Source organism: Streptomyces sp. DSM 120436 (assembly GCF_055778765.1).
The window spans coordinates 842,935-866,788 of the sequence record NZ_JBSKBS010000001.1 but is presented as its reverse complement, the minus strand read 5'-3'; the positions used below and the strand labels follow the sequence as shown (position 1 = coordinate 866,788).

Sequence of the window (23,854 nt, the reverse complement as noted above, 5' to 3'; positions counted from 1 at the left end):
GGGCCGCCCTGGGGGGTGTTCCCGTCAGGCGTCCTCGCCCGGTGCGCGTCCGTCTCCGGGGGTGCGTCCGTCTTCGGGGCTGCGTCCGTCTTCGGGGGTGCGTCCGTCTCCGGGGGGGGCGTCGGCGGTCTCGGCGGACCACTCCGCTCCGGATGCGGGTATTCGCGGGCCGGCTCCCGGGCCCGGGTCTGCGTCGTCGGCGCGTGTCGGCTCCGCTGTCGCCACCTGAAGGCACTCCCCGTGTCCCGTTCCTCGCCCGTCTCCTGTCCGTTTCGTGACGCTAGCACGCACCCCGCGGACCGATCGCCCGGGAGGGCGGCGGTCCGCGGGGTGCGGACGTCGGCGACCGGCCGCCGGATCAGGCGACGCGGGTCAGCTTGTCGGTGAAGCCGGGCTCCACGAGGTCCTCCCGCAGCGCGACCGGCACCTTGACGGCGCCGTTCTTGCCGTCGCCCACGGTGAGCGTGCCGACCTTCGTCCCGGCCTCCGCCGTGTGCGGCAGCTCGGTCCCGGCGAACGTCAGCTTCACCGACAGCCCCGCCCAGCCGACGGCCTTCACGTCCTCCGTGACGACGACCGGGGTGCGGCCGCCGAGACCGTCGTCCGCGTACCCGACGACGGCGCCCTTCTTCAGGATGGTCTCCGCCCGCAGCGCGTCCTGACCGGCCAGAATGAGCTTGTGCCCGGCGTCCAGGGCGCCCGACAGAATGGTGTTGTCCTCGCCGCCCTCGGGCTGGCGCAGCACCGCGCCGACGATCCGGTGCACCTCGCCGTCGACGTCCTTCTTCGCCGCGAAGGACAGGTTGCCGAGCGCGGAGGTGGTGGTGCCGGTCTTGATGCCGACCACGTCGTCCCGCCCGACCAGGCGGTTCCAGTTGCCGTGCTTCTCGCCCTTGTAGTCGATGTACTCCATCATCGCGGCGACCTCGCGGAACGCGGGCTGCTGCATCGCGGCACGGGCCAGCTTCACCTGGTCCACGGCGGTGCTCACGGTGGTGTCGTCCAGACCCGAGGGGTCGGTGTACGTCGTGTCCGACATCCCGAGGTCCTCGGCGGCCTCGTTCATCTTCTCGACGAACGCCTCCTCCGATCCCGCGTCCCAACGGGCGAGCAGCCGAGCCACGTTGTTCGCGGACGCGATGAGGATGGCCTCGATGGCCTCCCGCTCGCTGATCGCGTCGCCCTCGGTGACGTTGACGGTCGACTCCTGCCCGGCGTCGGACTGCTCCTCGGCGAGCGCGTCGACCGGGATCTTCGGCCCCTCGGCGCCGCTCTTCAGCGGGTGGTCGCGCAGGATCACGTACGCGGTCATGACCTTGGCGACACTCGCGATCGGCACCGGCTTCTGCTCACCGGAGGAGCCGAAGGTGCCGACGCCCTCGACGTCCAGCGCGGCCTGTCCGCTGTCCGGCCACGGGATGTCCGGCTTGCCGCCCTCGAAGGTGTAGCTGTCCTCGGCGGTCAGCACCAGGGTGGGCGTCGGCAGTGGCCGGACGTTCTGCACGACCGCGAAGACGATCACCAGCAGGACGACCAGCGGCGTCCAGATCTTGATCCGCCGCACGGCCGTCCGCAGCGGGGTCTGCGGGGGCGGCGGCGTGTTGGTCAGCTCGGCCAGCAGGTCCAGCGGCGGCTTCGGGGGCAACGGCTGCTGCGTGGTCCGCTCCGGGCCGAGCTGCGGCAGGAACGTCGTCGACTCGGCCGGGGCGGGGCCGCCCTGACGCGGAGGCTGCCGCAGGGCGGGGTCCTCCTTGAGCGCGACGAACTTGCCGGCCCGCTCGGCCTCGCCGGCACGGGCGGCCGCCTCGCCCAGCTTGAGCATGGTGGTCGGCTGGTCGACGGACGCCTCGGCGGGCCGCGGCGCCCGGAACACGGCGGTGGGCTGATCGACGGGGGTGCCGTCGTCGCCCTTGTCCGGGGCGGCCTCGTCCGGGGCGCGGTCGTCTTCGTCGTCCCCGTCGTTGTCCCCGTCGTCGTCCCTGGCCTGGTCGGCCGTGTCCGGGGTGACCTTGTCCGGGGCGGCCTCGTCCGAGGCGCGGTCGTCTTCGTCGCCCCCGGCCGCGGTGGCCTTGTTCTGGGCGCGGCCGTCCCCGTCGTCCTCGTCGTCGTCCTCGGCCCGGTCGTCCTTGCCCTGGGCGTCCTTGTCCCGGTCGTCGTCCTGGGGCGCGTCGCCGGACGGGGCGTCGGCGTCCCCGTCGGCTTCGCGAGGGCTCCCGCCGTCGTCCTCGGCACTCGCGGAGGGCTTGGCGTTCTCCCCGTCCTCGTCAGCTTCGTCCTCGTCGGCGGGGGAGGCGTCCGCGCGGGCCTCGGAGGCGTCCGCGCCGACCCCGCTGACGTCGTCGCCGTCGCCCCGGGCCCCGTCGTCCGCCCTTGCGTCGCTCTCGGACGCCCTGTCGGCCGCGTCGGCCTCCGCCGCGGTGACGGTGGCGGCCTCCCCGTCCGAGGCGGCCTCTTCGTCCGAGGCGGCCTTGGCGTCCGTGGAGGCCTTCGGATTCCTGTCGTCCCGCGCTTCCCCGGCGTCGTCCGCGTCGTCCCGCGCCGACTCCTCCGAGCCGGCCTCCGGCACTTCCGCGTCCTCCTTCGGCTCCGCCGGCCGCACCCAGGCCGCGACGGCCTCCCGCAGACGCCCGTCACCGCCGTCCACGGCTCCGTCACGCCCTTCGGCCGGGGCGTCGTCCGCCGCGTCGGAGGCAGCACCGTCCGAAACCGAACCGGAATCCGAAGCCGACCCCGAGGCCGGCCCCCGCTCCCGCTCCGCCTCGGCAGCCGCCCCCGGGACCGACTTCTCCTCCGGCTCCGGTCCGGAGGCCGCGGCCTCCCGGACCGACAGCACCCGCGTGGCCGTGTCCACGCTTCGCCTGTCCGCGCTTCCCCGGCTCTCCGAGCGCCCCGTCTCGCGGGTCATGGCGAGGCGGGGATCCTGCTTCTCGGGAACCGGCCCGGCGCTCCCCGACGTCTGTTGTGCCGACGACTCGCGCTGCTTCGACCTGTCGGGGGACTCGCCCGCCACCGATGCCTCCTCCATGTGCCGCACGCCCCGCGTGCGCCAACCGAACCGTGAACCGCCCGCCCGTGACATCGCCCTGAAGCGCTGTCCGAACCATGTACCAGTGTCCTGTGTGCGGGCTTACCCCATGCGGTAGACGAGAACGACATACCTATCGGTTCCACTACGAACCGGTCACGCACCCTCGACAGACCAATGTGAGAGGGGTCACCCTGTCATTCATCCACGCGGGGAGGCATGGATGGGCAGGAGCCGCAGAACACTTCCGGAGGAGCTTCTGCTGCTGGCACTGGACCCGGCCACGGGTACCACTGCGCAGCCGCAGTCGCTCGATCTCGGTCTGGCCGGAGCACAGCTGGTGGAGCTGGCGCTGGCCGGACGGATAGCCCCAGACGGGGATCGTATCGCCGTGGTGGTGCCACGGCCGACTGGAGACCCAACACTGGACAGCGCACTGGAGTTGCTGCGAAGGCGCGGCGCTCCCGTGCGGGCCGTCCACTGGATCGGCGGGCCCCGTCTCGGGCTCCGCCAGACCTACCTCTCGCATCTGGAGCGGTGCGGCATGGTGCACGCCGTGGCCGGCCAGATGTGCGGGGTCTTGCCGACGACCCGGTACCAGGCGACGGACACCGAGATCAGCCGGGAGATCAGGGCCCGGCTGGACTCCGCGATCCGCACCGGCGTCCCGCCGGACCCGCGGACCGCGGCGCTCGCCGCGCTGGCGCACGCGGTCGGTCTCGGCAAGCACCTGTACCCGGGGAACGAGGGTCGCTCCTCGCGCTCCCGGTTGCGGGACCTGATCCGGCACGACCCGATGGGCGGACTCGTCGCGCACGCGGTGATGGACGTCCAGAACGGCGTCGCGGCCCAGCCGCGCCGCAGCTCCGCACCGGCGGGCCGGCAGGCCCCCGGCGGCAGGAGCGGACCGGAACCCGCCCGCGGCGTTCCGGCGCAGCCCCACCGCGGATCCATGGCACGGGCCGCCGTCCACTGAGCCGTACGTCCCCCGGGCTCGGCACGGCAGGGCGCCACCACGGATCCACGGCATCGCAGCCCCGGTCACGGGAGCCGCTGTCCGAGCGGGGCGGAGAGAGCACACGGGCTCTCTCCGCCCCGCTCGGCGTGCCCGAGGGCACGGTCGCTCCCGGCCGCGGGCGGTGAACGGGCGTGTACCGGTCGTATATCCACCATTTCCCAGCGGCAGTACGCGCGTTGGTGGCAGTCTGCTCATCGAGCAGACACACACAGTGGCACGTACGAAGTCCAAGTACACAGTGCAAGTACGAGGCACGCAGCCGGAGGTGCACGTCCCGTGGCGTCCAATGTCAACCCCACCGTCCGGCGGCGCCGGCTCGGCCAGGAGCTGCGCCGGCTCCGTGAGCTGAAGGGCATGACGGCCGAGGAGGTCGCGGAGCGGCTGCTGGTGTCGCAGTCGAAGATCAGCCGGCTGGAGAACGGCCGCCGCAGCATCAGCCAACGCGACGTGCGCGATCTGTGCGGGGTCTACGAGGTCGAGGACCAGCGGATCGTCGACTCGTTGATGCAGATGGCCAAGGACTCCCGCCAGCAGGGCTGGTGGCACGCGTTCGGCGACATCCCGTACAGCGTCTACATCGGTCTGGAGACGGACGCGGAGTCGCTGCGGGTGTACGAGCCGCAGATCATCACCGGTCTGCTGCAGACCCGCCCGTACGCCGAGGCGATCGTCCAGGGCGGTTCGCCGGAGTCCAGCGGGCAGGAGAACGACAAGCGGGTGGAGGTGCGGCTGCGCCGGCAGAGCCGGATCACCGCCGAGCAGGACCCGCTGCGGCTGTGGGTGGTGCTCGACGAGGCCGCGCTGCACCGGGTCGTCGGCAGCCGCCAGGTGATGCGCGAACAACTGGAGCACGTGCTGGAGCTGAGCCGGCTGCCGCACATCACCGTGCAGGTGCTGCCGTTCGAGGTCGGCGCGCACGCGGGCATCAACGGCCAGTACTCCATCCTGGAGTTCGCCGACGCGGCCGACTCGAGCGTGGTCTACATCGAGGGCGTCACCAGCGACCTGTACCTGGAGAAGCCGCACGACGTGCAGAAGTACACGGTGATGTACGAGCACCTGCGGGCGCAGTCGCTGAACGTGGAGCAGTCGCGGCGGTTGGTGGAGCGGCTCGCGAAGGAGTACGCACGCTGAACTCCCGTCGTAAGAGGGCGGGATAGTACATCGCCGACACATACGACTGGAAGTATCGCCCCAGAGATGCCATCCGGTCGAGTGAACGGCCGCTCCGGACGACGAAGGTGGCGAGTAGCGTCGATCACGCCAACCAGCATCCACGGTTGGCGTAATCCGTTCTGCGGGTCCACGCCGGAATGCGCAGGCCGGTGACAGCAACTCAGCATCTGGCTACGGAGCGAACATGGCAATTCGTCTGGGCGCCACGGAAACGTGGACGACGTCCTCCCACACCAACAACAACGGCGCGTGCGTGATGGTCAGGTCGACCACCGAGGAGGCGCTGGAGCTCGGGGACACCAAGATCCCCGAGGGTCCGAAGCTGGCCTTCCCGGCCGACGCGTGGAACGCCTTCGTGGCCTCGGTCAGGTCCTAGCGCCCCGGCGCGGGCCCGGCACCGCCGACAGGCCCTCTCGACGAGTCCGCCGTCCTTGCCGAGAGGGCCGGCACGCGCCCCGCTCCGCACGTCCCGGGGTCCCGGCCCGCCCCGCCGGGAGACGGCAGGACCGGCCGCGGGGAAGCCCCCGCGACCGGCCCCGTGCGACCGTGTCCGTCCCTCGGTCCGCGGTCGTCTCACTCAGCCCGCGGTCGTCTCACTCAGCCCGCGGTCGTCCTCGCCTCCGCGACCGGGAAGGCGACGTCGCACACCGGGTCCTCCGGGCCCGCCGCGTCCCAGTCCGCGAAGTAGATCTCACGGCAGGGCCCCGCGTACGTCAGTCCCTGCTCCCGCATCCACGCCTCCACCGCCTCGAAGGCGGCCAGGATCTGCGGGTGCGCGACCTGCGCCTTGGTGATGCGGGTGCGGGCCAGCCGCATCGCCGGCTCCACCCGCACCGCCGTCCCCCGGGCCCGGCCCCGCTCCGCGGCCCAGGCGCGGGCCGCCGCCCCGTCGGCGACCGGCACGCACGCCTCCGCGGGCCCGTCGCTCTCCACCGTCACCTCGGAGTGGTAGACGACGAACGGTGACCCGGTCGCTCCGCCGCAGGCGCGGGCGCCCTCCTCCAGCCGGCCCAGCGACGCGCCGATCCACGCCGGCAGCTCGCCCGCCAGGATGTGGCGCGACTCGGTGAGCACCACCTGCTCCGGCACGTCCACCGTCTCCACCGTGAACTTCCCGTACATCTCGAGGCTCCTCCCCGACAACCGTCCACGGAGATAGTCGGCGAGCGTCCGCTGCGCGGCGTGACGCGCCTCGACCTCGGCCCAGTACGCGTCCAGCCGGCCCGCCTGTGCTGCGCCGTCGCCCGCGTCCACCACCTCGGCGATCCGCGCCAGCGGCATGTCCAGCCGCCGCAACAGCGCCACCAGCCGGGCCCGTTCGACCTGGCTCACCCGGTAGAACCGGTAACCGGTGTCCGCGTCGACCCGCGCCGGCGCCAGCAGCCCCAGCCGGTCGTACAACCGCAGGGCCTTGGCCGACAGGCGGCTCCGCGCCGCGAACGCCCCGATGGAGAGCAGTTCCTCGTCCACGTCGCCCTTCTCCGTGACCGGGCGGTTCCTCCGCCCGGTGACGAAGACGCTCACCCCTGCCCCAAGGGCAAGGTCAACCGTCAGCCCAGAGCCTTCTCCACGGCCGCCACGACCTCCGCCGACTCCGGCTCGGTCTGCGGGGAGAAACGGGCCACGACGGCGCCGTCCCGGCCGACGAGGAACTTCTCGAAGTTCCAGCGGACGTCCCCGCTGTGCCCCTCGGCGTCGGCGAAGCCCACCAGGCGCTCGTACAGCGGGTGCCGGCCCTCCCCGTTCACCTCGACCTTCTCGGTCATCGGGAACGTCACCCCGTACGTCGCCGAACAGAACTCGGCGATCTCCTCCGCGGAGCCCGGCTCCTGCCCGAGGAACTGGTTGCAGGGCACGCCGAGCACGGTGAACCCCCGCTCCGCGTACCGCTCGTGCAGCCGCTCCAGGCCCTCGTACTGCGGGGTCAGCCCGCACTTGGAGGCCACGTTCACGACGAGCACGGCACGGCCCGCGTACTGGGAGAGGCCGGCCGGGCCGCCGGTCAGGGCGCCGATCTCGACGTCGAGCGGCGAGGCGCTGTTGTTCTCGGTAGTCGTCATGGGGCCGACCCTAGCCCCGGCCGCCGACACCGCCCTGACCGCCCCGACGGGATCCCGCCGCGCCCCGGAGCCGTCCGCCCGCTCCTTCCCCCCGGCTCCCGACCTTCACCAGCCGCTCCGCCACGGTCGGGTGAATCCGTCCGGTACAGGGCAACGGGTCGCATTCCTCGCGGGTCACCTCCCCGCACGACCAGCGACGACCAGGGAGCCCCCGCACCGTGACCCAGCCGAACGACCCGAGCAGGCAGCGGCCGCCCCACGCGCACCGGCAGCCGTACCCGAACCAGCAGCCCCGCCCCCAGCCGCCGGGGCACGGCTTCCCCGGCACCCCGCCCCGGCCGCCCGGGAAGGGCCGCTTCCTGAAGGTCACGGGGCTCGGCTGCGCGGGGTTCCTCGGCCTCGCCGTCATGATCGCCGCGGTGTCGGCGGGCGGCGGCGACGCCGGCGACGGCGGGAACACGGCCGCCGAGACCTCCGCGTCCGCCGGGACGAAGGACACGTCCGAGGCGAAGAAGGAGTCCGCGCGGAGCGGCCCGGTGAAGATCACCGCGGAGCGGACGGAGTTCAGCAAGGACCCCCTGGCCGACGGCAGCGCCTACACCAGCGTGCTGGTCACCGTCGTCAACAACGGCGACGACGAGGTGGGCGTGAACCCCCTGTACTTCACGATCACCGACGCCGAGGGCACCAAGCACACCGCCGAACTCGGCGCGGACACGCGGCAGGTCGAGACCGTGGACCTCGCGCCCGGCGAGAACGTCTCCGGCACCGTCACCGGCAGGGGCGCCTTCACACCGCGGTACGTGACCTACACCGACGGCCTCCTGGGCGACCCGGTCCGCGTCGACGTCTCCTGACGCCCGGCCGCCGGCGCCTCAGTCCGCCCGGACGACGAAGTACTGGCCGGGGGAGTCCGGGGAGTCCGGGGAGTCCGCGCAGGGCTCCTGGACGGCCTCCACGCCCTCCGCCACGGTGTCGTCCGCGGTGCCCACGCACTGCGCGCCCGGCACCGTCCGGAACCGGTACGCGCCGGGGGCGCCGGCCCCCTCCGGGGCGGGCTCAGGGCGGAACAGGGTCGCTTGGGCGCAGTCGTCGCGCGGTTCGAGCATGCCCCTCACCGGACCGTCGCCCAGGACGGTCAGACAGCCCTTGCCGAGCTCCGGGTGGTGCCACTGGATGCGGTACAGCCCCGCACCGGCCGGTTCGAGGTACGTACGCGGCACGGGGGCCCCGGCGCAGGGAAGGTGCACGGCGACGGCGCTGCCGTAGGCGCCCCGGCGATCGCGTCCGTCCGTGAGGCACAGACCGGTGCGTCCGGCGGGCCGGATGGTGACCCACCCGTCCACGGGCGCCCGCTCGCCCCGCGCGACCGGGGCGTCGTCCGAGGCGCCGTCCCGCGCGCCGGACGCCCCGGGGGACAGCCAGGCCCAGGCACCGGCGCCGGCGGCCAGGAGGAGCGCGAGAGCGGCGAGTGCGAGCGTCCACCCCCGGCGCCGCCCCGGCCGCCCGGCCGCGGGCGCCGCACCGTCCTGCGCCACCGCGCCCACCTCCTCGTCCTCGTCACCGCTCGGCGCGGGCGGGGGCTGGGGCGCGGACGGGGGCGGCGTGGGTGTGCCGCCGCCCCGTTCCGTGCCGCCCTCCGCGATCCGCTCCCTGGCGTCCAGCCAGTCCCCGGCCCGCTGTCCGTCCCCGCAGGCGCGCACGAAGGCGGCCAGGACATCGGGCCGGGGCAGACGGTCACGCCGGAGAACGTCGGCCAGGGTGCTGCGCGCGAGCACGTCCCCGTTCCGGGCCGCCTGCTCCTCCAGTTCGCGGTAGGTCATCCCGGACAGCTCTTTGAGCCGCCTCAACGACGCGACGAAACCGGCGGCATCCTCGGCCGCGTACGGAGACAACGCGCGCAGGTTCCCCATGCGCGCCATCTTGCTGCGGTCGTTGCACGCTGAACAACGGGGAAATCCGCCACGCCCCACCCGCCTGCCGGGACCCCGCGGCCGTGTGCGCGCCGGCCCGCCGGGGGTGTCCGCGCGTCGGCGCGTCAGGGTCGCCGGCCCGCCGGGAGTGCCGGCCCGCGGTCTCCCCCTCACCGCGGCCCGTGCCCCCCGGCCGGCACCACCGACCTTGCCGACCGCGCCGGCCGGGATCAACAGGGAGCGCCTGTCCCGGACAACCGTCACCGTGTCCGGGCAGGTCAGAGGCGTGCCGCACCCGTGACCCGGACAGCGGGCGGCACACCGCGCAACGCCCCCGCATAGAATCCGGCCCATGCTGAAGCCCGACGAGCTGATCGTAGACATCGCCGCCCGCGTGGAATCGGGGCAGAGCAGTCAGATGTCTCTGACCGTGGTCACCGGTGGTGCCGTCATCACCGGCCGGCTGGCTCCCGAAGCCGTGTGGCGGAAGAGGGTCGCGGAGGTGCTGACGGACTCGGACCGACTCGGCGAGTTCGCCTCCGTCTTCGACGCCCCGGTGAAGCGGGACGGCCCGCCCACCCACCTCCACTTCCACGTCGCCCGGATCATCCAGGGCACGGTCGGCATCCCGGAGACGGGCGGCATGTACCGGGTGGCGATCGAGGACGTCAGCGCCTGGACGGTGGGCGACTTCAGCTACTCCTGACCCGTGTCCGCGCCCCGGGGCGTCTTGCGGAACCTGGGCCTGCCCTTTAAGTTACTGGCGAGTAGGCCACAGGTGAACGGAGCGCCGCCATGCCCACGCTGGACCGCCACGACAACGTCTTCGTCCTCGACCTGGGAGACGGCGAGAACCGCTTCCACCCCGACTGGATCGCCGCGGTCGGGGCCGCGCTCGACGAGGTGGAGAAGGCGGAGGGCCCGCGCGCCCTGGTGACCGCGGCCACGGGCAAGTTCTGGTCCAACGGCCTGGACCTGGAGTGGCTGTTCGCCCACGCGGACCACTACCACGACTACGTGGTCTCCGTGCACGCGCTGTTCGCGCGGCTGCTGTCCCTGCCGGTCGTGACGGTGGCCGCCCTCCAGGGCCACACCTTCGCGGCCGGGGCCATGCTCTCCCTGGCCCACGACTTCCGCGTGATGCGTGCCGACCGCGGCTACTGGTGCCTGCCGGAGGCGGACATCGACATCCCGTTCACCCCCGGCATGTCCGCCCTCATCCGCGCCCGCCTGACCCCGCAGACGGCCCACGCGGCCATGACGACGGCCCGCCGCTACGGAGGCACGGACGCGGCAGCCGCGGCGATCGTGGACCAGGCGGTCCCGGAAGACGCGGTCCGCTCCACGGCCGTCGACCTGGCCCGGGCCCAGGCGGCCAAGGCCGGCGCCACCCTGGGAACCATCAAGACCCGCCTGTACACCGAGGTCCTGACCACCCTGAGGGACACCACGGACCCGCTGGGCTGACGGGCACGACACGCCGCCGGCGCCGGGAAGGGCGCTCCTCGGATCACTGCCCCGGCCAGTCCGGCACCGCTTCGAGGGCGGGGTAGCTGTGCAGGACCTGGTCCACGCCCGTCAGGGCCAGCATGCGGCGTACGGGCGGGCTGGGCGCGATCAGCGCGATGCGGGCGCCGGCGGTTCTGGTCGTGCGGTAGGCCGCGATCAGGCAGGTCAGACCGGTGGAGTCCAGGAACGTCACGCCGGACAGCTCCAGGAGGACGCTGTGGCCGTCGGTGAGCGTCAGCGGCCTCAGCACGTCGGCGAGCCGGTGGGCGGTGTGCAGGTCGAGGGCGCCCCGGACCGTGACCAGGTGGTGGCCGGCGCCCGCCCGACGGACGTCGATGTCCGGGACGGGCGGCCGGCCGTACGGGGCGGACGGCTGGTCGGAGTGCGTCGAGGCGTCCTTGCGCACGTGCGGGTGGTTCATGGGATCAGCTCCTGCTGATGGCCGCCGCGCCACTCGGTGAGCAGGACGGTGGCGTCGTCGTCGAGCATGCCGTCGTGGTGGTCCATGACGGCGGTCATCAGCCGGCGCAGGGTCTCGTGCAGGGTGTGCCGGCCGGAATGGTGACGGCGGACGAACTCGACGAAGCGGTCCCGGCCGAACTCGACGCCGTGCCGGTCGCGGGCCTCGACGATGCCGTCGGTGTACAGCAGCAGACGGTCGCCGGGTTCCAGCTGCTCGGTGGCCTCGGCGATCGGCAGGCCCAGATCGGCTCCCATGGGGCCGGCCGGAGGGCAGGACAGGTCGGTGGTCCAGCGGCTGTCGCGGATCAGGATCGGCAGGTGGTGACCGCGGTTGACCCACGTCAGCTTGCCGCTCTCCATGTCCAGGTCCGCCAGGATCGCGGTGACGTAGCGGCGGGCGCCGAACTGCTCGATCAGGACGCGCTCCACCTCCCGGCTGGTCCCGGCCAGGGAGGCGCCCTGCCTGCGGGCGTTGCGGCAGGCGGCGACGGCGACGTTGGCGGTGATGCCGGCGGTGGTGTCGTGCCCCATGGCGTCGAAGACGCCCAGGTGGAGAACGCGGCCGGTCACCGCGTAGTCGAAGGCGTCCCCGCCGACCTGGTAGGCGGGCTCCATCACCGCCCCGACGGTGGCGTCGTGCCCGGCATAGGCGGGGGGCGGGGTCAGGTTCCACTGCATCTCCGCCGCCACGTTCATCGGCTCGGTGCGCACCAGCCGGGCGTAGGAGTCACTGAAGGACCGTTTGCTCAGCACCAGCAGGGCCGTCATCGACGCCAGGTCCTTCAAGGCCCCGCGGACGGCCTCGGTGTCGGTGTCGGTGTCGGCCCGTAACACCCCCAGACGCTCCACACCGTCGGTGACGGCCACCCACCACCGGCGCCGCCGCGCACCGCCGCCCCCCTGGGCCCGTACGGGCTCGGGGATCAGCTCCACGCGCTGATAGGCCTGGCCGGGCAGGCTGCCCGACACGGTGAACTCCTGCCCGCCCTGCCCCGCGTCCGGCCCTCGCCCGGTGAGCTGGCGCAGCACCGTCTCCTGCATGTCCACCAGGAAGACCGCCGTGTCGTACAGGCCCGCCGAGGCGGCGTGACCGGCGATCAACCGCGGAAGCTGCTCCATCGTGGCCACATGGCTGGCCTGCATCAACCGCATCAGCGACACCGCACTGCGTTCCGTCACGGTCCTGGATCCCCTCGCCGGCCGGACATACGACGTCCCGAAGGACCGCGCCGCTTCGCGACTCAGGGCGCCGCCGTGCTCCCCTCCTACCGAGTATCCCGCTCGGCGACGGCATGCACCGCTCGGTGGGGAGGGCCGCCCGCCGGGGCACACGTGCGGTACCGGGACCCGTCGACGACCTCGGCGAAGGCCGTACCGGGCCGCAGTGATCAGCACCGGCCGCGAGCCACGCCGCCGGGTGGCCGACCTGGTGATCGCTAGGTTCGCAGGCGCCCCTCACCCTGTGCCCCGCAGGATCCGAACCGGCGAGCCCCGCTTCAGGAGTTTTCCCTGAGTGGGGGCTTGACCTGCGAAAGCGTCCACCGTGGGGTGCCTGGCCACGGGAAACACGTCTCTGCGGTTGTCGGTGACTGCTGCGACGGCCGGACGGAGACGCTGGCGTGCCTTCCCGTCCGGTGTCGTTGATGTCAGCTGTGGATGTCAGCTGTGGATGTCAGGGGTCTGCCTGGCCCGTGGTTCTTCGTGGGCCGGTCGTCATCACGGGTACCGGGACCGGGCGGGAACCGTTGGCCAGTGACTCCGCGCCGGCCACGCCGACCAGTGACGCGGCCACGGCGGGCCGCACCGGTACCAGCGGTGGCTCTCCGTGCTCCATCGTGGCCCGGAAGGCGCGCAGGACCGCCACGGTGCCCTCGGCCCCGCGTGCCACGGGTTCCCCGGCAAGGGTGAGCGGCGCGGGGGCGCGTTCCTCCTCGCGGGCGTGGCCCTCCGGGGCCGCCCAGCCCTCCGTCCTGACACGGACCGACCAGGACCGTTCGCCGGCGGCCCGGACGGACTCGGCCAGCGCCTTGGTACCGCGCACGGAGATCCAGCTCCAGTGGCTGTCGGGTTCGCCCTGGAGGAAGCCGTGCCGGGTGAGGGCCAGCGCCCCGGTGGACAGCCGTACCGCCATGACGACCGCGGCGCGTGGGTCCGCCTCGTCCACCGGGAACGCCGACACCTCCACCGGCCAGGCGTCCGTGAGGGCCAGCACCGGGGAGAGGGTGTGCGTGCAGTACGCCGTGGGAGCGATGCGCCCGCGCCAGTGCGCCGGGTCACCGATCAGGCCCGCGACCTCGGCCGGGGACATGCCGTGCAGGTAGTCCGCTTCGATCAGGCTGACCCGGCCCAGCTCCCCGGCCTCGATCGCCTGCCGGATGAGACGGACATGCGGGTGGGCCACGTAGTTCTCGGCGAAGGAGTAGGTCGCGGACGACCTGTCCGCCGCCGCGATGAGCCGCTCTCCTTCCGCGGCGTCCACGCACGCCGCCGACTCGGACAGCACATGCACCCCACGGTCCAGGAACGCGATGGCCGGCGGCGCGTGCTCGTCGAAGTCGTTGGCCAGGACGACCCCGTCAAGACGGTGCTCCAGCAGCTCCTGCCACCGTTCCACCAGCACCACATCGGATGACTGCGCCCGCGCCACGGCACGGCGTTCGGGGTCGCGATCACACGCCGCCACGACCTCCATGCCCACCTTGCGGCACCAGTCCGCCAGGTGAAGCCCCATCCCGAGTCCGACCACTCCTATCCGCATACGGGCATTCTCTTCCGGATCCCCCCTCCTTCACAGCCGGTTTCCCACCGTGAAAACGCAGCAGGCGGAGGGGCTGACCGAAGCGCACGTCCCGGACACGACGAAGGGCCGACCCGGGAGGAAACCCCTCCTGAGCCGGCCCTTCTCGTTGTGCCCCGGCAGGATTCGAACCTGCGACACCCGCTTTAGACCGCGGGCATCCTCGACCGGCCCATCCGCAACCCGATCACGGACCTGATCGGCTCCGGCGTCACCGACCACGCCCGGCGCATGATCCTCACCTGCTGGCACCTCGGCGCCCTGCCCGAACTCGAAGACCTGCGCCTGCGCAAGTGGGCTCACATGCTCGGCTTCCGAGGCCACTTCTCCACCAAGTCCCGCGCCTACTCCGTCACCCTCGGCGCCCTCCGCCAGGAACGCGCCGACCACAACGAAGCCCTGGCCCGCGCACGCGCGGCCGAGGCCGGCCACCCGCTGCCCGACCCGGACACCGTGCTCGTCCTCTCGCACTGGCGCTTCGCCGGTACCGGCCTGACAGCCGCGGAGACCTGGCTTGCCGCCTCCCGCCAACCCTCCCCCGGAACGGAAGGAGAACCGACCCATGCGCGATGACGAGCTGCTGACGGTGCCCGAGGTGATGGAGCGGCTGAAGGTCGGTCGCTCCACGGTCTACGACCTGATCCGTTCCCGTCGCCTGCCCTCGATCACCATCGGCCGGTGCCGACGCATCCCGGCGCGGGCCGTCCGCGAGTACATCACCAACGAACTGGAGGCGGCGGCCTGATGGCCCAGCAACGCAAGCGCAACCCCAACGGCGCCGGCACCATCACCAAGCGCAAGGACGGCCGTTTCCCGTGCGCGGTGTACGTCCTCCAGCCGGACGGCACCCGTGCCCGCAAGTACGCCTACGGCAAGACCTGGGCCGAGTGCGACGCCAAGCGTCGGGAACTGCTCGACAAGGTCGACCAGGGCGTGCCGGTGCCGACCCGGTCGGCCAGGCTCGCCGAGTGGCTGCCGTACTGGCTGGACAACGTCATCAAGCCCCGGCGCAAGCTCAGCACGTACGACAAGTACGAAGCGCACGTCCGGCTCTACCTGGTGCCGCTCCTCGGTGCCAAGCGGCTCGAATCCCTCGGCGTCGCCGACGTGCGCCGCTTCCTCGTCCGCCTGGAGGAGAAGACCACCGCGGCGACGGCCAAGGAGGCACACCGCGTGCTGCGTTCGGCACTCTCCTCCGCGTACCGCGAGGAACTGATCACGCGGAACGTCGCCAAGCTCGTCGTCCAACGGGACGGCGGTGCCTTCTGGTTGCAGATTGACCCGTATCTGATCGTCTCCGTCAGTAATGCTGAGCCGCCTGCGGGGTGACGGCGCGATCGACCGTCCACGATCATCGGTGAGGCCGGTGACGGTTGGTTCTGGGCCGATGTCCTCGTACCTCCGCAACTTGTAGAGCGCGCTTGGGCTTTTCCGTCCCGGCGGTCGGCTTGACACCCGTAACGGAGGGTGCCTGTCGGTGTACGGCCAGCGGGCAGTCGGGGGAGCCGGCGAGTCGTCGGAGTGAAGTGTGGGCGGCGTCTCGTCAGACCTTCTCGACTCGTACGGAGTGTCCGGCGAGGAGCTGATTCATGTCGTCGGTGTCGGGGGTGAAGACGGTTGCCTCAGCTCCCTGCGCGGCTTCCTGCCCGGCCACGGCCGCCAGAATTGCGTCGATGGCGTACTTGTGCCCATGCAGGCCGGCTGTCTTCAGCATGTCGCGCGCCATGGCGATCACCTGGTCGTCCGTGTGCACGACGCGGATCCGGGACAGCGTCCAGTTCCACAGTGCCTGCCTCGACGCTTCGCGAGGGTCCCATGCCTCCAAGGTCGTGAGCGCCGAGGTGACGATCGGGATGTCGAGCCGTGGAGCCGTCTTGATCAGCGCTGCCATCTCCCGATCGCCCTGAACCGCCTTGGAGAGAGCCTCGGAGTCGAACACGAAGACGCGCTGTCGCGGCCGATGCAGCCTCGCCCGGGCGGTGCGGCTCACGCGGTCTCGTCCGAATGTGATCGCTGCTCGTCATGCCAGCCGTCAATGGCGGCGATGCGGTCCAGCGCTGCCTGCTGCTCGTCGTCCGTCACGGCGCCGTGCTCTTCCTCGAGGCGCCCGGCCAGCTCGCGCAGTCGGTCCATGGCGTCCTGATGAGCGGCGGCGGCCGCGATATAGCCGGACACTCCGCGTGCGTCGACGCGCTCCTTGATCGATTCCACCAGCTCTTCCGGCACGGTGATGGTGATCTTCCGGGTTGCCATACTTCAAGTATGGCATGTTCGCCCGGCTCGGAGGCCGTGCCGGGTGATGCAGATCCTTTGGGAGATATTCGGGAGATCAACTCTCCGTCCGCTCACGCAAAACGGCCCCGGACGAGGAGTCCGAGGCCGAGTAGGGGCCCTCCCTGGGGAAGAAACCCCAGGTCAGAGCGGTAACGCGTTGTGCCCCCGGCAGGATTCGAACCTGCGACACCCGCTTTAGGAGAGAGGCTGGGTGATCTGCGGGCTGAGCTGCCGCTTCACCGGCCGAGGAAGCGAGCGGCTATTCGACCGCAGGACACCGGTGTTGACCGTGGCTGTCCCCTGCATCTGGCACGGTTGTGGCACGAACCTCAGCCGACGACAGTCAGCCACGACGGTGGGTGAGCCGGCCGACCTGGCGCGCGTATGCCTCGCTGTACCCCCGCCGACCTCAGCCATTTTGTCGGGTGCCGTCGGTCGGTCCTTCCGCGACGAACGGAGCGTCACATGGCTTCGGAAGGCCTCTTCCGCCACGGCTACTTTCACCAGCCCGCGGGGCTTGGGCTCAGCTGGCCATCCGCAGCCGGTCCACGCATAGTCCACAATTAGCGCTGCGGTCGACGGGGCCGGGGAGGCAGTCGGCGTCCCAGCTTTCGACAACGCCGCCTGCGTCTCTGCCTCGGCAGAAGGCCCACCGGGTGCGCGCCCGGGAGTCGCCACCGTGTCCTGCCAGCTCCTTCGATCGTTGTGTGAGCGTTAGGTGGCTCTACCGCTAGTATGCCAGCAGGTTGACGGCGGGAGGGGAACTCATGCAAGAGCCACTGACGATTGAGACGCTCAAGGATGCAGCGAAGTTGTTCGCTGATGAGCATAACTACATTGGCGTGCCTCAACTGTATGGCGTGAATGACGGAAAAACTGTTGGGACTTACGCAGAATCGGCCTTCAATGAGTTCATCTCTCTCAACTATCAGCATAGGCCGGGGAACGCCGCCAAGGGCATTGATTTTCCCGACCTCAATGTGGATCTGAAGTTCACGTCAATAAGACAGCCGCAGTCGAGTTGTCCGTTTAGGAGTGCCCAGCAGAAGGTCTATGGCCTGGGTTATCACATACTTCTTATGGTGTACGAGAAGATTGATGATCACGAACAGCGAGCCGCGCGTCTTAACTTCAGGCATGTAATCTTTATTGAGGATCAGAGGACCTCCGACTTTCAGCTGACAAAAGAGATCTGTCGCCTAGTGAAAGAGAAGGCGATCGTGGATGATATCGATGCATACTTGGAGGATCGGAACCTTCCACTAGATCCAGAGAGTCGCCGAGAGCTCGCCGTTCGCCTCCTTGATAATCCACCTGTGCAAGGGGTTCTAACTATCTCTAACGCCCTGCAATGGCGGCTTCAGTATGGGCGTGCAATCAAGATGGTTGACACGTTTGAAGAAATCTCAGGATTGGAGGATCTCCTTGCCTAACAACGAGTTCGGCGACTTTCAGACCCCTGTTCCACTGGCACGCCAAGTGCTGGGTGTCCTAGGGCGTGACCGTGACTGGCAACGCATTCTTGAACCGACGTGCGGTCTCGGTAACTTTCTCCTCGCTTCCAAGGAGTCGTTTCCCGAAGCTGAGACCATCGGCATTGAAGTTCAGCCAGAATACGTCCTGCAGTCAAAATCCGTCAGTGAGGTTCTTGAGCGCAATATTTTCGACCTGAATCTTGCCCACGATGTCCGCTGGAAGCGAGACGACTCACCTCTTCTTGTAATTGGTAATCCTCCGTGGGTTACAAACTCTCAACTGACTGTGCTTGGTTCAGAAAACAAGCCAATTAGGGAGAATATTCGCAATCTTCGCGGCATCGACGCAATAACTGGCGCATCCAATTTTGACATCGCTGAGTACATTTGGCTCAAGCTTATTGCTGAGCTAATGAGTCAAAACCCAACGATCTCAATGCTGTGTAAGACGCAGGTCGCTAGGAATGTTTTGAGCTTCTGCGCAGACAACGAATGGCCTATTAAGAAGTCGACTATCCATCATATCGATGCCAAACGCTGGTTCGGTGCGATGGTGGATGCATGTTTGTTTACCGTGGAGGTCGCGGAGGGGGAAAAGAATTACACCTGTGACATCTATGAGGCCCTCGATGAGAGATCTGCGACCCGTCGTATGGGAGTGATTGGAGGGCGCCTGGTAGCGGACGTCGACGCGTACGAGCGGAGTCGCTACGCTGACGGAGTATGCCCTATGGAGTGGCGTCAAGGCGTTAAGCATGACGCAGCCCGCGTCATGGAACTCCGCGAGGACAACGGACCTGTAACGAAAGAGGGGGAGAAGATTCATGTAGAAGAGGATTATCTCTTTCCTCTTCTAAAGAGCACCGATGTCTTTCGAGGTCGCATTACCTCCCTGTCTAAGTGGATGGTAGTTCCGCAGCGCCGTCTTTCGGATGATACTATGCTTCTCGCGACCAAGGCGCCGCAACTTTGGGCGTATCTCAACAAGAATGCTGAAGTGCTCGATGGGCGTAAGTCGTCGATTTATCGAGCGCGGCCTAGATTCTGCATCTTCGGATTGGGAGATTACACGTTTTCCCCTTACAAGGTTGCGATCTCGGGCTTGCATAAAAGTCTTGAGTTCCGGGCGATTGGGCCAATCAATGGAAAGCCCGTCGTGTTCGACGACACTTGCTATTTCCTGTCCTTCGCAGACGGGATCGAGTGTGCCGTGGTAGCCGCGCTGCTTTCCTCCGAGGCCGCGACGCAACTCCTAGCTTCTATGGTGTTCACGGACGCCAAACGGCCAGTGACTAAGAAGCTCTTGCAGAGGGTCGATTTGAATGCTCTGATCCGAGGGATTCCCCAAGAGGCCCTAGTGAACTCTTCCCTGAAGATGTGTCAGGCGCTACAGCTGGAATGCTCGCGTGAAGCTGTACTTGCGGGAATTATGAAGCTCCAGAAATCTTGGAGTAGTTCAATCAGTCCGCAACGAGAATTTTCTCTTAGTCCGGTGACTGCCGAAACTCTCTTTTGAGAGTGCTTATTCGCCGAATTGGGGGAAAGGCTGTCGCGTTGCTTAGCTTTGCCCGTCGCAGGTCGGCGCAATGACTTTGGCCAGGAGTTTCAGTGACAGAGTCAAGAGGATGAGGTGCCGTCCATAAGCGAGGGCTGCGCCCGCCTGGGGTCGTCTGTGCCTCAGCCGGCGAAAGTCAGCCAGGACGGCGGGGCGCCGACCGATCAGGCGCGTGTGTGTCTCGCTGCACCTGCCCCGGTCTCAGCCTCTGTCGAGGACTCACTCCGCCAAAACGCGTGAGACGTTCTGCGCTAAACCGAGGTCCTGGCGTTAGTTCTGCAATTTATCATTTTGTACCTGCGGCGAGGCTGTGGCCGCCAATCAACGGTCCCTCCAGTGCGATGACGGCCGGGATGGACCGCAACCATGCCAAAGAGCCCCTCCCGAGGAAGGGGCTCTTCGTTCGCGTACCCCCGACCGGATTCGAACCGGCGCTACCGCCTTGAGAGGGCAGCGTGCTAGGCCGCTACACAACGGGGGCTTGCGGAATGAGATCCACAGTACGGTTGAGCTCTGCGAGCTGGCCTACCTGGACTCGAACCAAGACTAACTGAACCAGAATCAGTCGTGCTGCCAATTACATCATAGGCCACTGGAAGCCAAGTCCCCGGGGAGACCTTGTTCTAACCGTGCGTCTGAGATTTTGAGCCGCTGGCTCGTGCCCTGCGACCCAGGAGGAATACTACCCGACGATGGACGGGCCAGGTTCAACCCGTCAGCACGGCGGCTTGCTGGGGCGTAGCAGGCGGGCGTGTAGCTGAGTCCTTGCGCGGCGAGTTGCTCAACGTACCGGCGATCTCCTCCGTATTGGTCCGGATATGCTGGGAGGAGTCGGTTTTTCCTCAGTGTCTACTGCCTCGGAAAGTCTGTTGTTCTTGCGTTGGATCCCATGCGCACCGACAACGGGTGGACGCGATCGCTCGCTGTGCGGGACCACTGAGCGGCTGGCGGGTGAGATCTCCGGCCGAGTGTGCGAGGTGGCTCTAGGTGATCACAGTGGTACGGGACGACCGTCCCAGCCACGACGTACCCCTTCTCTGACTTGAGGCGGCTGATCGCTGTAGAGCGCGGCACGGGTGCCGGCCGGGCTGGAGCGGGGCGGAGACAGGAGCGCAGGCCCGGCCGGGGGCCGGGCCGCGCGCGGTGAGCGGAGCGAGCCGCCTTGAACCAGTAGAGAAAGTTTGAATCATGCTCGGGCTGCTGCCGTTGTCCGGTCCCGGTAGATGCTTGACAGTTCGGTCCCAGCTGATGGTTGGCAGGGCATAGCAAACCCGGCTGCTGCTTGCGCGTGGTGTAGAACCCTGGGCATGGGGAGTGAACGGCGAGAACGGACGAAGGTGCTCGGGGCGCGTCTTCGCGGGCTTCGTACAGAGGCCGGCCTTACGGGTGCGGTGCTGGCGCAGCGGGCTGGAGTTGGACAGCCGACGGTGTCCAAGGTCGAGACCGGGCGCATGGTTCCGAGTGCCGATGTGCTCGACAGGCTCTCGCGTGCCCTCGGCCTCGACGAGTCGACTGCGGGGGAAGTCCGGGAGCTCCTGGCCGCGGTGGAGGCTGCGTCCGACTCTGACCAATCGGCGGGCGGTGCTACTCCGGCCGGCACGACGGTTGATGAGGAGGTTCGGTCCGCTCAACTGGTGCGTTCGTTCCAATGTGTCGTTCTCCCGGCCATGCTTCAGAGTGCGGAGTACGCCCGGCACGTCTTCGCGAGCGCGCCGACCGCAACGGCTGAGCAAGTCGGCAGGGCTGTCGCTGCTCGTGTGGAGCGGCAGAGCGTGTTGTACGAGCCGGGGCGGGAGTCGGTGTTCGTACTCACGGAAGGCGTGTTGCGGACTTGGCCTGGCACCCCGGCTCTCATGCTCGCCCAGCTCGACCGGTTGCTGGCAATCGAGAGTCTGAGCACGGTACGGCTCGGAGTCATCCCCTGGCGGCGGCCGGTGCCGGTCCTGCCTCATCACGGGTTCACGTTGTGCGATCAGCGGGCCGTCGTGCTGGAGACGATCGGTGGTGAGCGCGTGTCCGGCGACGCTGTTGAGGTGGCCTCGTACGAGGAGACGTTCGGCCGCTTCGAGCAGGCCGCAGTCTTCGGTGATGAGGTGCGGGAGCTGCTGTTGCTCGTGATGAAGGAGTTCCGCGACTTGGGAGACAGCGTCACCCCTTAGAGGAATAATTCCTCACGATGCCTGGCCTGCTGGTCGCGCATGGGAATACTCTGCCGTCGGGCCGTCTAGCCCCCTAGACGTAGGTGAGGAGAGTCCCATGCGTTCCAAGTGGTGCCGTGCCTTCCCCGGGCTTCCTGAAGAGGTGGCACATGCTCGTCACTTCATCGCTGCCCTGCTGCAAGAACAGGGGCCCGTCGACGATGCCGTCCTGGTCGTGAGCGAGCTTGCGACCAACGCCGTGCGGCACACGCTGAGTGGCTCGGTCGGCGGCTGGTTCCTCGTCGTGCTCGGCCTGGGTGACGACCTCGTCCGCATCGAGGTGGTGGACCAGGGCGGCGACTGCGTACCGCACCTGTGTGATGCGACTGGCCAGGAAGAAGGCGGCCGCGGGTTGAGGATGATCGCCGCCTGCGCGAAGGACTGGGGTGTGAAGACCTGGCCGGAGGGCCGCTCGGTGTGGGCTGATCTCGCGCGGGAGGGCGTGTGACCGTCCTCTGGTTGGCCGTGCCCTGTGGTCGCTTCGCGGGTAGTGGCGGGTGAGTCCCCGGGGTGTTCCTCGGCGGCGTGCCAGGTTTTACGTGATCGGTGTCCGGTCGGGACGGCGTCTCCCGCCCATACCGTCTAGGGCCCTAGACTCCTGGTTACTGCTAGGAGGTGAGGTCATGTCGGACGAGCTGCAACGGATCATGGCGATTGATGATCCGTACCTGCTCCTGCGCGAGGTCACGACCCGGTTGGCCGACGCGCAGCAAGAGGTGACCGAACTGGCCCGGCTCCGCCGGCGAGTGGTCCAGGACCTCCACGCGCAAGGCCTGTCATACGCACAGATCGCGGCGAAGGCTGGCCTGAGCCGCGGGCGCATTCACCAGATCCGGCACACCGGTCCGGCACCGGAAGGCGCCTTCCTCGGACGGGGCGCCGTCACGGTCGCCACTCCGCTGCGCCGTGATGACGAGCGCGGGCGCACGGTTGTCGCCGTGGACGACGTCAGTTCCGGCAAGCGCCTGGAAGACCTGGCGCGGTCGTACGGGCTTGACGTCACCTCGGAGCACGTACCGGTGAGCGGTGAGATCGACCTCAACCGGGACGGCCTGGTCGTCGTCTGCGGGCCGCGCATGTCTCAGGAGATGTGGGAGACGTACGCGCAGGATCCCGTACTGCGCTGGGAGCGCGCCGAAGACGGGCCTTGGACGGTGGTCGACGGCCGTACCGGTGCCGTGCACCGGTCGGGTCAGGACAGTGATCCAGCCCGTCCGTATGACGTCGGATACCTTGGTCGACTGTCCCGCCCGGACGGTTCCGGCTCGCTGCTTGCCATCGCCGGTATCCACACGCAAGGTTCCCTCGGTGTCGTGCAGCTGCTCGCCAACGACCTCAACACGTTGTGGGGGCAGGTGGGGGACCGCCGCTTCTCCACGCTGGTGGGCGTCGAGTACGACCCCGAGACCAGCGAACCGCAGTCCGTCGAGCTGATTTGCCCCCTGTACCGGCACGACGAGGAGACGTCGGGGTGAGGATCGCCCTCGCCTCGCTACCCGCTGAACCGGACCGGGAGAACGAGGACTTCGCCGCTGCCGCTCCCGGCGCGGCGGTCCTTCTCGATGGTGCCGGGGTTGGAGGTGCTGAGACCGGGTGTACGCATGGCGTCGCCTGGTTCTCCTCGACGCTGGGCGGCCTGCTGCTGCGCAGTATCATCGTGCAGCCGGCCCGGTCGCTCGCTGACTGCCTGGCCGACTCCATCGGCCTCGTGCGGGCCCTGCACGAGGACACGTGCGATCTGACCTACCGGGCCAGTCCGACCAGCACGGTCGTCGCCGTACGAGCCGGTGGGGGACTCCTCGAGTACCTCGTCCTTGGTGACTCCTCGCTCCTCCTCGCGGATACGAGAGGGAGTGCGGACGTTGTCGTCGACCGGCGCCTGGACGAGGTCGGTAAGCGGCTGCGTGAGCCGGTCGATGCGCTACCTACTGGCTCGCTTGAACACTCGGCTGCGCTCGCCGAGTACCGGGACGCCTTGACGAAGCTCCGTAACCGGCCGGGCGGCTTCTGGATTGCGGGTCCCGACCCGCGGGCGGCCGAGCACGCCCTGACAGGCCGGGTGCCGCTTGAGTCGCTGGCATCCGTGACGCTGATGAGTGATGGTGCAACGCGACTGGTCGACCGCTTCGGCCTCGACGACTGGCGGCAGACCCTGACCGTCCTCGACTCCTCCGGGCCGGATGAGCTGATCCAGCGCGTGCGTGAAACCGAGGCCGGTGATCCCGACGGCCGACGCTGGCCGCGTGGCAAGGCGCGGGACGACGCCACCGTCCTTCACTGGGTGTTGCGGTAAGGCCTCGGCGGACGCCGGGACACGCACGTATACCCCCCTAGACAGTTGACGGGGTGTCGGTTTACGGTGGTCGTCAACCCCCCTAGACAGTTGGGGGTC

General features: G+C 69.1%; 22 protein-coding genes, 3 tRNA genes and 2 pseudogenes. 15 read left to right on the top strand and 12 right to left on the bottom strand.

Translation table 11 applies throughout. From position 1 onward, the window contains the following. Positions 1 to 358: 358 nt before the first annotated feature. On the bottom strand, positions 359 to 2,905 hold the full coding sequence (locus ACWH4W_RS03870) for a D-alanyl-D-alanine carboxypeptidase (RefSeq protein WP_473077407.1): 2,547 nt from the start codon (positions 2,903 to 2,905) through the stop codon (positions 359 to 361). 343 nt (positions 2,906 to 3,248) lie between these two features. Between ACWH4W_RS03870 and ACWH4W_RS03865 the strand changes: the two genes are divergently transcribed. The 3 genes from ACWH4W_RS03865 to ACWH4W_RS03855 all read left to right on the top strand — a co-directional run bounded on the left by ACWH4W_RS03865 (position 3,249) and on the right by ACWH4W_RS03855 (position 5,595). Continuing rightward, positions 3,249 to 4,001, top strand: a complete 753-nt coding sequence (locus ACWH4W_RS03865) for a GOLPH3/VPS74 family protein (RefSeq protein WP_473074425.1) — start codon at positions 3,249 to 3,251, stop codon at positions 3,999 to 4,001. A 318-nt stretch (positions 4,002 to 4,319) separates the two neighbouring features. Further along, positions 4,320 to 5,177, top strand: a complete 858-nt coding sequence (locus tag ACWH4W_RS03860; protein WP_473074424.1) for a helix-turn-helix domain-containing protein — start codon at positions 4,320 to 4,322, stop codon at positions 5,175 to 5,177. 226 nt (positions 5,178 to 5,403) lie between these two features. Continuing rightward, positions 5,404 to 5,595 carry a DUF397 domain-containing protein gene (locus ACWH4W_RS03855; RefSeq protein WP_473074423.1) on the top strand — a complete coding sequence of 64 codons (192 nt, stop codon included), beginning with the start codon at positions 5,404 to 5,406 and terminating at the stop codon, positions 5,593 to 5,595. 221 nt (positions 5,596 to 5,816) lie between these two features. Here the strand turns inward: ACWH4W_RS03855 and ACWH4W_RS03850 are convergent, their stop codons facing one another. Together ACWH4W_RS03850 and ACWH4W_RS03845 are read right to left on the bottom strand one after the other, a co-directional pair. Continuing rightward, the gene (locus ACWH4W_RS03850) at positions 5,817 to 6,689 is read right to left on the bottom strand and encodes a MerR family transcriptional regulator (RefSeq protein WP_473077406.1); all 873 of its coding nucleotides are present in this window, start codon (positions 6,687 to 6,689) and stop codon (positions 5,817 to 5,819) included. An 80-nt stretch (positions 6,690 to 6,769) separates the two neighbouring features. Next, positions 6,770 to 7,279: a glutathione peroxidase gene (locus ACWH4W_RS03845; protein WP_106413764.1), complete on the bottom strand. Its 510-nt coding sequence runs from the start codon at positions 7,277 to 7,279 to the stop codon at positions 6,770 to 6,772. Between the two features lie 218 nt (positions 7,280 to 7,497). Here ACWH4W_RS03845 and ACWH4W_RS03840 point away from each other — a divergent pair, with 218 nt between their 5' ends. Beyond that, on the top strand, positions 7,498 to 8,136 hold the full coding sequence (locus ACWH4W_RS03840; protein WP_473074422.1) for a DUF4352 domain-containing protein: 639 nt from the start codon (positions 7,498 to 7,500) through the stop codon (positions 8,134 to 8,136). Positions 8,137 to 8,154: 18 nt separating this feature from the next. Here ACWH4W_RS03840 and ACWH4W_RS03835 read toward each other — a convergent pair whose 3' ends face one another. Then, positions 8,155 to 9,192 (bottom strand): XRE family transcriptional regulator, encoded by a 1,038-nt coding sequence (locus tag ACWH4W_RS03835; protein WP_473074421.1) that lies wholly within the window; start codon positions 9,190 to 9,192, stop codon positions 8,155 to 8,157. Positions 9,193 to 9,544: 352 nt separating this feature from the next. Between ACWH4W_RS03835 and ACWH4W_RS03830 the strand changes: the two genes are divergently transcribed. Together ACWH4W_RS03830 and ACWH4W_RS03825 are read left to right on the top strand one after the other, a co-directional pair. After that, positions 9,545 to 9,898 (top strand): hypothetical protein, encoded by a 354-nt coding sequence (locus tag ACWH4W_RS03830; RefSeq protein WP_473074420.1) that lies wholly within the window; start codon positions 9,545 to 9,547, stop codon positions 9,896 to 9,898. Between the two features lie 89 nt (positions 9,899 to 9,987). Next, positions 9,988 to 10,659, top strand: a complete 672-nt coding sequence (locus ACWH4W_RS03825; protein WP_473074419.1) for an enoyl-CoA hydratase-related protein — start codon at positions 9,988 to 9,990, stop codon at positions 10,657 to 10,659. Between the two features lie 43 nt (positions 10,660 to 10,702). Here ACWH4W_RS03825 and ACWH4W_RS03820 read toward each other — a convergent pair whose 3' ends face one another. The 3 genes from ACWH4W_RS03820 to ACWH4W_RS03810 form a co-directional block, all read right to left on the bottom strand. Beyond that, positions 10,703 to 11,122 (bottom strand): STAS domain-containing protein, encoded by a 420-nt coding sequence (locus ACWH4W_RS03820; protein WP_473074418.1) that lies wholly within the window; start codon positions 11,120 to 11,122, stop codon positions 10,703 to 10,705. After that, positions 11,119 to 12,315, bottom strand: a complete 1,197-nt coding sequence (locus ACWH4W_RS03815; RefSeq protein ID WP_473077405.1) for a PP2C family protein-serine/threonine phosphatase — start codon at positions 12,313 to 12,315, stop codon at positions 11,119 to 11,121. The genes ACWH4W_RS03820 and ACWH4W_RS03815 overlap by 4 nt, the downstream gene beginning before the upstream one ends. A gap of 520 nt (positions 12,316 to 12,835) precedes the next feature. Then, a complete protein-coding gene (locus ACWH4W_RS03810) occupies positions 12,836 to 13,894 on the bottom strand; it encodes a Gfo/Idh/MocA family protein (protein ID WP_473074417.1) in 1,059 nt (352 codons plus the stop codon). Positions 13,895 to 14,116: 222 nt separating this feature from the next. On the opposite strand from ACWH4W_RS03810, the pseudogene ACWH4W_RS03805 reads away from it, so the two are divergent. The 3 genes and pseudogenes from ACWH4W_RS03805 to ACWH4W_RS03795 all read left to right on the top strand — a co-directional run. Then, a pseudogene (locus tag ACWH4W_RS03805) lies at positions 14,117 to 14,533 on the top strand (replication initiator); the annotation flags it as partial. Further along, entirely contained in the window at positions 14,523 to 14,705 is a 183-nt protein-coding gene (locus ACWH4W_RS03800) for a helix-turn-helix domain-containing protein (protein ID WP_019524151.1), read from the top strand. The pseudogene ACWH4W_RS03805 and the gene ACWH4W_RS03800, both read left to right, overlap by 11 nt. After that, a pseudogene (locus ACWH4W_RS03795) lies at positions 14,705 to 15,202 on the top strand (tyrosine-type recombinase/integrase); the annotation flags it as partial. The gene ACWH4W_RS03800 and the pseudogene ACWH4W_RS03795, both read left to right, overlap by 1 nt. A gap of 301 nt (positions 15,203 to 15,503) precedes the next feature. Here the strand turns inward: ACWH4W_RS03795 and ACWH4W_RS03790 are convergent. The 3 genes from ACWH4W_RS03790 to ACWH4W_RS03780 all read right to left on the bottom strand — a co-directional run bounded on the left by ACWH4W_RS03790 (position 15,504) and on the right by ACWH4W_RS03780 (position 16,464). Continuing rightward, the gene (locus ACWH4W_RS03790; RefSeq protein ID WP_473074416.1) at positions 15,504 to 15,950 is read right to left on the bottom strand and encodes a hypothetical protein; all 447 of its coding nucleotides are present in this window, start codon (positions 15,948 to 15,950) and stop codon (positions 15,504 to 15,506) included. Next, positions 15,947 to 16,213, bottom strand: coding sequence for a hypothetical protein (locus tag ACWH4W_RS03785; protein ID WP_473074415.1), 267 nt, complete (start codon positions 16,211 to 16,213; stop codon positions 15,947 to 15,949). The genes ACWH4W_RS03790 and ACWH4W_RS03785 overlap by 4 nt, the downstream gene beginning before the upstream one ends. A gap of 184 nt (positions 16,214 to 16,397) precedes the next feature. Beyond that, positions 16,398 to 16,464, bottom strand: a tRNA-Arg gene (locus ACWH4W_RS03780). Between the two features lie 537 nt (positions 16,465 to 17,001). Here ACWH4W_RS03780 and ACWH4W_RS03775 point away from each other — a divergent pair. Next, positions 17,002 to 17,667, top strand: coding sequence for a type II restriction-modification system restriction endonuclease (locus ACWH4W_RS03775; protein ID WP_380796683.1), 666 nt, complete (start codon positions 17,002 to 17,004; stop codon positions 17,665 to 17,667). Then, entirely contained in the window at positions 17,660 to 19,225 is a 1,566-nt protein-coding gene (locus tag ACWH4W_RS03770; protein WP_380796681.1) for an SAM-dependent methyltransferase, read from the top strand. The genes ACWH4W_RS03775 and ACWH4W_RS03770 overlap by 8 nt, the downstream gene beginning before the upstream one ends. A 447-nt stretch (positions 19,226 to 19,672) precedes the next feature. On the opposite strand, the gene ACWH4W_RS03765 is transcribed toward ACWH4W_RS03770, so the two are convergent. After that, positions 19,673 to 19,745, bottom strand: a tRNA-Glu gene (locus ACWH4W_RS03765). Between the two features lie 39 nt (positions 19,746 to 19,784). Further along, positions 19,785 to 19,856, bottom strand: a tRNA-Gln gene (locus ACWH4W_RS03760). 715 nt (positions 19,857 to 20,571) lie between these two features. Here ACWH4W_RS03760 and ACWH4W_RS03755 point away from each other — a divergent pair. From ACWH4W_RS03755 to ACWH4W_RS03740, 4 genes are all read left to right on the top strand, one after another. Then, a complete protein-coding gene (locus tag ACWH4W_RS03755; RefSeq protein ID WP_380796679.1) occupies positions 20,572 to 21,423 on the top strand; it encodes a helix-turn-helix domain-containing protein in 852 nt (283 codons plus the stop codon). A 97-nt stretch (positions 21,424 to 21,520) separates the two neighbouring features. Further along, positions 21,521 to 21,910: an ATP-binding protein gene (locus ACWH4W_RS03750; RefSeq protein ID WP_380796677.1), complete on the top strand. Its 390-nt coding sequence runs from the start codon at positions 21,521 to 21,523 to the stop codon at positions 21,908 to 21,910. Between the two features lie 175 nt (positions 21,911 to 22,085). Then, positions 22,086 to 22,937, top strand: coding sequence for a sigma factor-like helix-turn-helix DNA-binding protein (locus tag ACWH4W_RS03745; RefSeq protein WP_370163742.1), 852 nt, complete (start codon positions 22,086 to 22,088; stop codon positions 22,935 to 22,937). Next, complete coding sequence (locus tag ACWH4W_RS03740; protein ID WP_380796675.1) at positions 22,934 to 23,755, top strand: protein phosphatase 2C domain-containing protein; 822 nt, start codon at positions 22,934 to 22,936, stop codon at positions 23,753 to 23,755. Before ACWH4W_RS03745 ends, ACWH4W_RS03740 begins: the two co-directional genes overlap by 4 nt. Positions 23,756 to 23,854 lie beyond the last annotated feature (99 nt).

Bases quoted from the DNA above. Each gene is read 5' to 3' on its own strand.
- ACWH4W_RS03750 (WP_380796677.1), top strand. From the start codon at position 21,521: ATGCGTTCCAAGTGGTGCCGTGCCTTCCCCGGGCTTCCTGAAGAGGTG.
- ACWH4W_RS03825 (WP_473074419.1), top strand. From the start codon at position 9,988: ATGCCCACGCTGGACCGCCACGACAACGTCTTCGTCCTCGACCTGGGA.
- ACWH4W_RS03810 (WP_473074417.1), bottom strand. From the start codon at position 13,894: ATGGGGCTTCACCTGGCGGACTGGTGCCGCAAGGTGGGCATGGAGGTC.
- ACWH4W_RS03865 (WP_473074425.1), top strand. From the start codon at position 3,249: ATGGGCAGGAGCCGCAGAACACTTCCGGAGGAGCTTCTGCTGCTGGCA.
- ACWH4W_RS03785 (WP_473074415.1), bottom strand. From the start codon at position 16,213: ATGGCAACCCGGAAGATCACCATCACCGTGCCGGAAGAGCTGGTGGAA.
- ACWH4W_RS03815 (WP_473077405.1), bottom strand. From the start codon at position 12,315: ATGCGGTTGATGCAGGCCAGCCATGTGGCCACGATGGAGCAGCTTCCG.
- ACWH4W_RS03775 (WP_380796683.1), top strand. From the start codon at position 17,002: ATGCAAGAGCCACTGACGATTGAGACGCTCAAGGATGCAGCGAAGTTG.
- ACWH4W_RS03855 (WP_473074423.1), top strand. From the start codon at position 5,404: ATGGCAATTCGTCTGGGCGCCACGGAAACGTGGACGACGTCCTCCCAC.
- ACWH4W_RS03755 (WP_380796679.1), top strand. From the start codon at position 20,572: ATGGGGAGTGAACGGCGAGAACGGACGAAGGTGCTCGGGGCGCGTCTT.
- ACWH4W_RS03845 (WP_106413764.1), bottom strand. From the start codon at position 7,279: ATGACGACTACCGAGAACAACAGCGCCTCGCCGCTCGACGTCGAGATC.
- ACWH4W_RS03835 (WP_473074421.1), bottom strand. From the start codon at position 9,192: ATGGGGAACCTGCGCGCGTTGTCTCCGTACGCGGCCGAGGATGCCGCC.
- ACWH4W_RS03830 (WP_473074420.1), top strand. From the start codon at position 9,545: ATGCTGAAGCCCGACGAGCTGATCGTAGACATCGCCGCCCGCGTGGAA.
- ACWH4W_RS03820 (WP_473074418.1), bottom strand. From the start codon at position 11,122: ATGAACCACCCGCACGTGCGCAAGGACGCCTCGACGCACTCCGACCAG.
- ACWH4W_RS03800 (WP_019524151.1), top strand. From the start codon at position 14,523: ATGCGCGATGACGAGCTGCTGACGGTGCCCGAGGTGATGGAGCGGCTG.
- ACWH4W_RS03870 (WP_473077407.1), bottom strand. From the start codon at position 2,905: ATGACCCGCGAGACGGGGCGCTCGGAGAGCCGGGGAAGCGCGGACAGG.
- ACWH4W_RS03745 (WP_370163742.1), top strand. From the start codon at position 22,086: ATGTCGGACGAGCTGCAACGGATCATGGCGATTGATGATCCGTACCTG.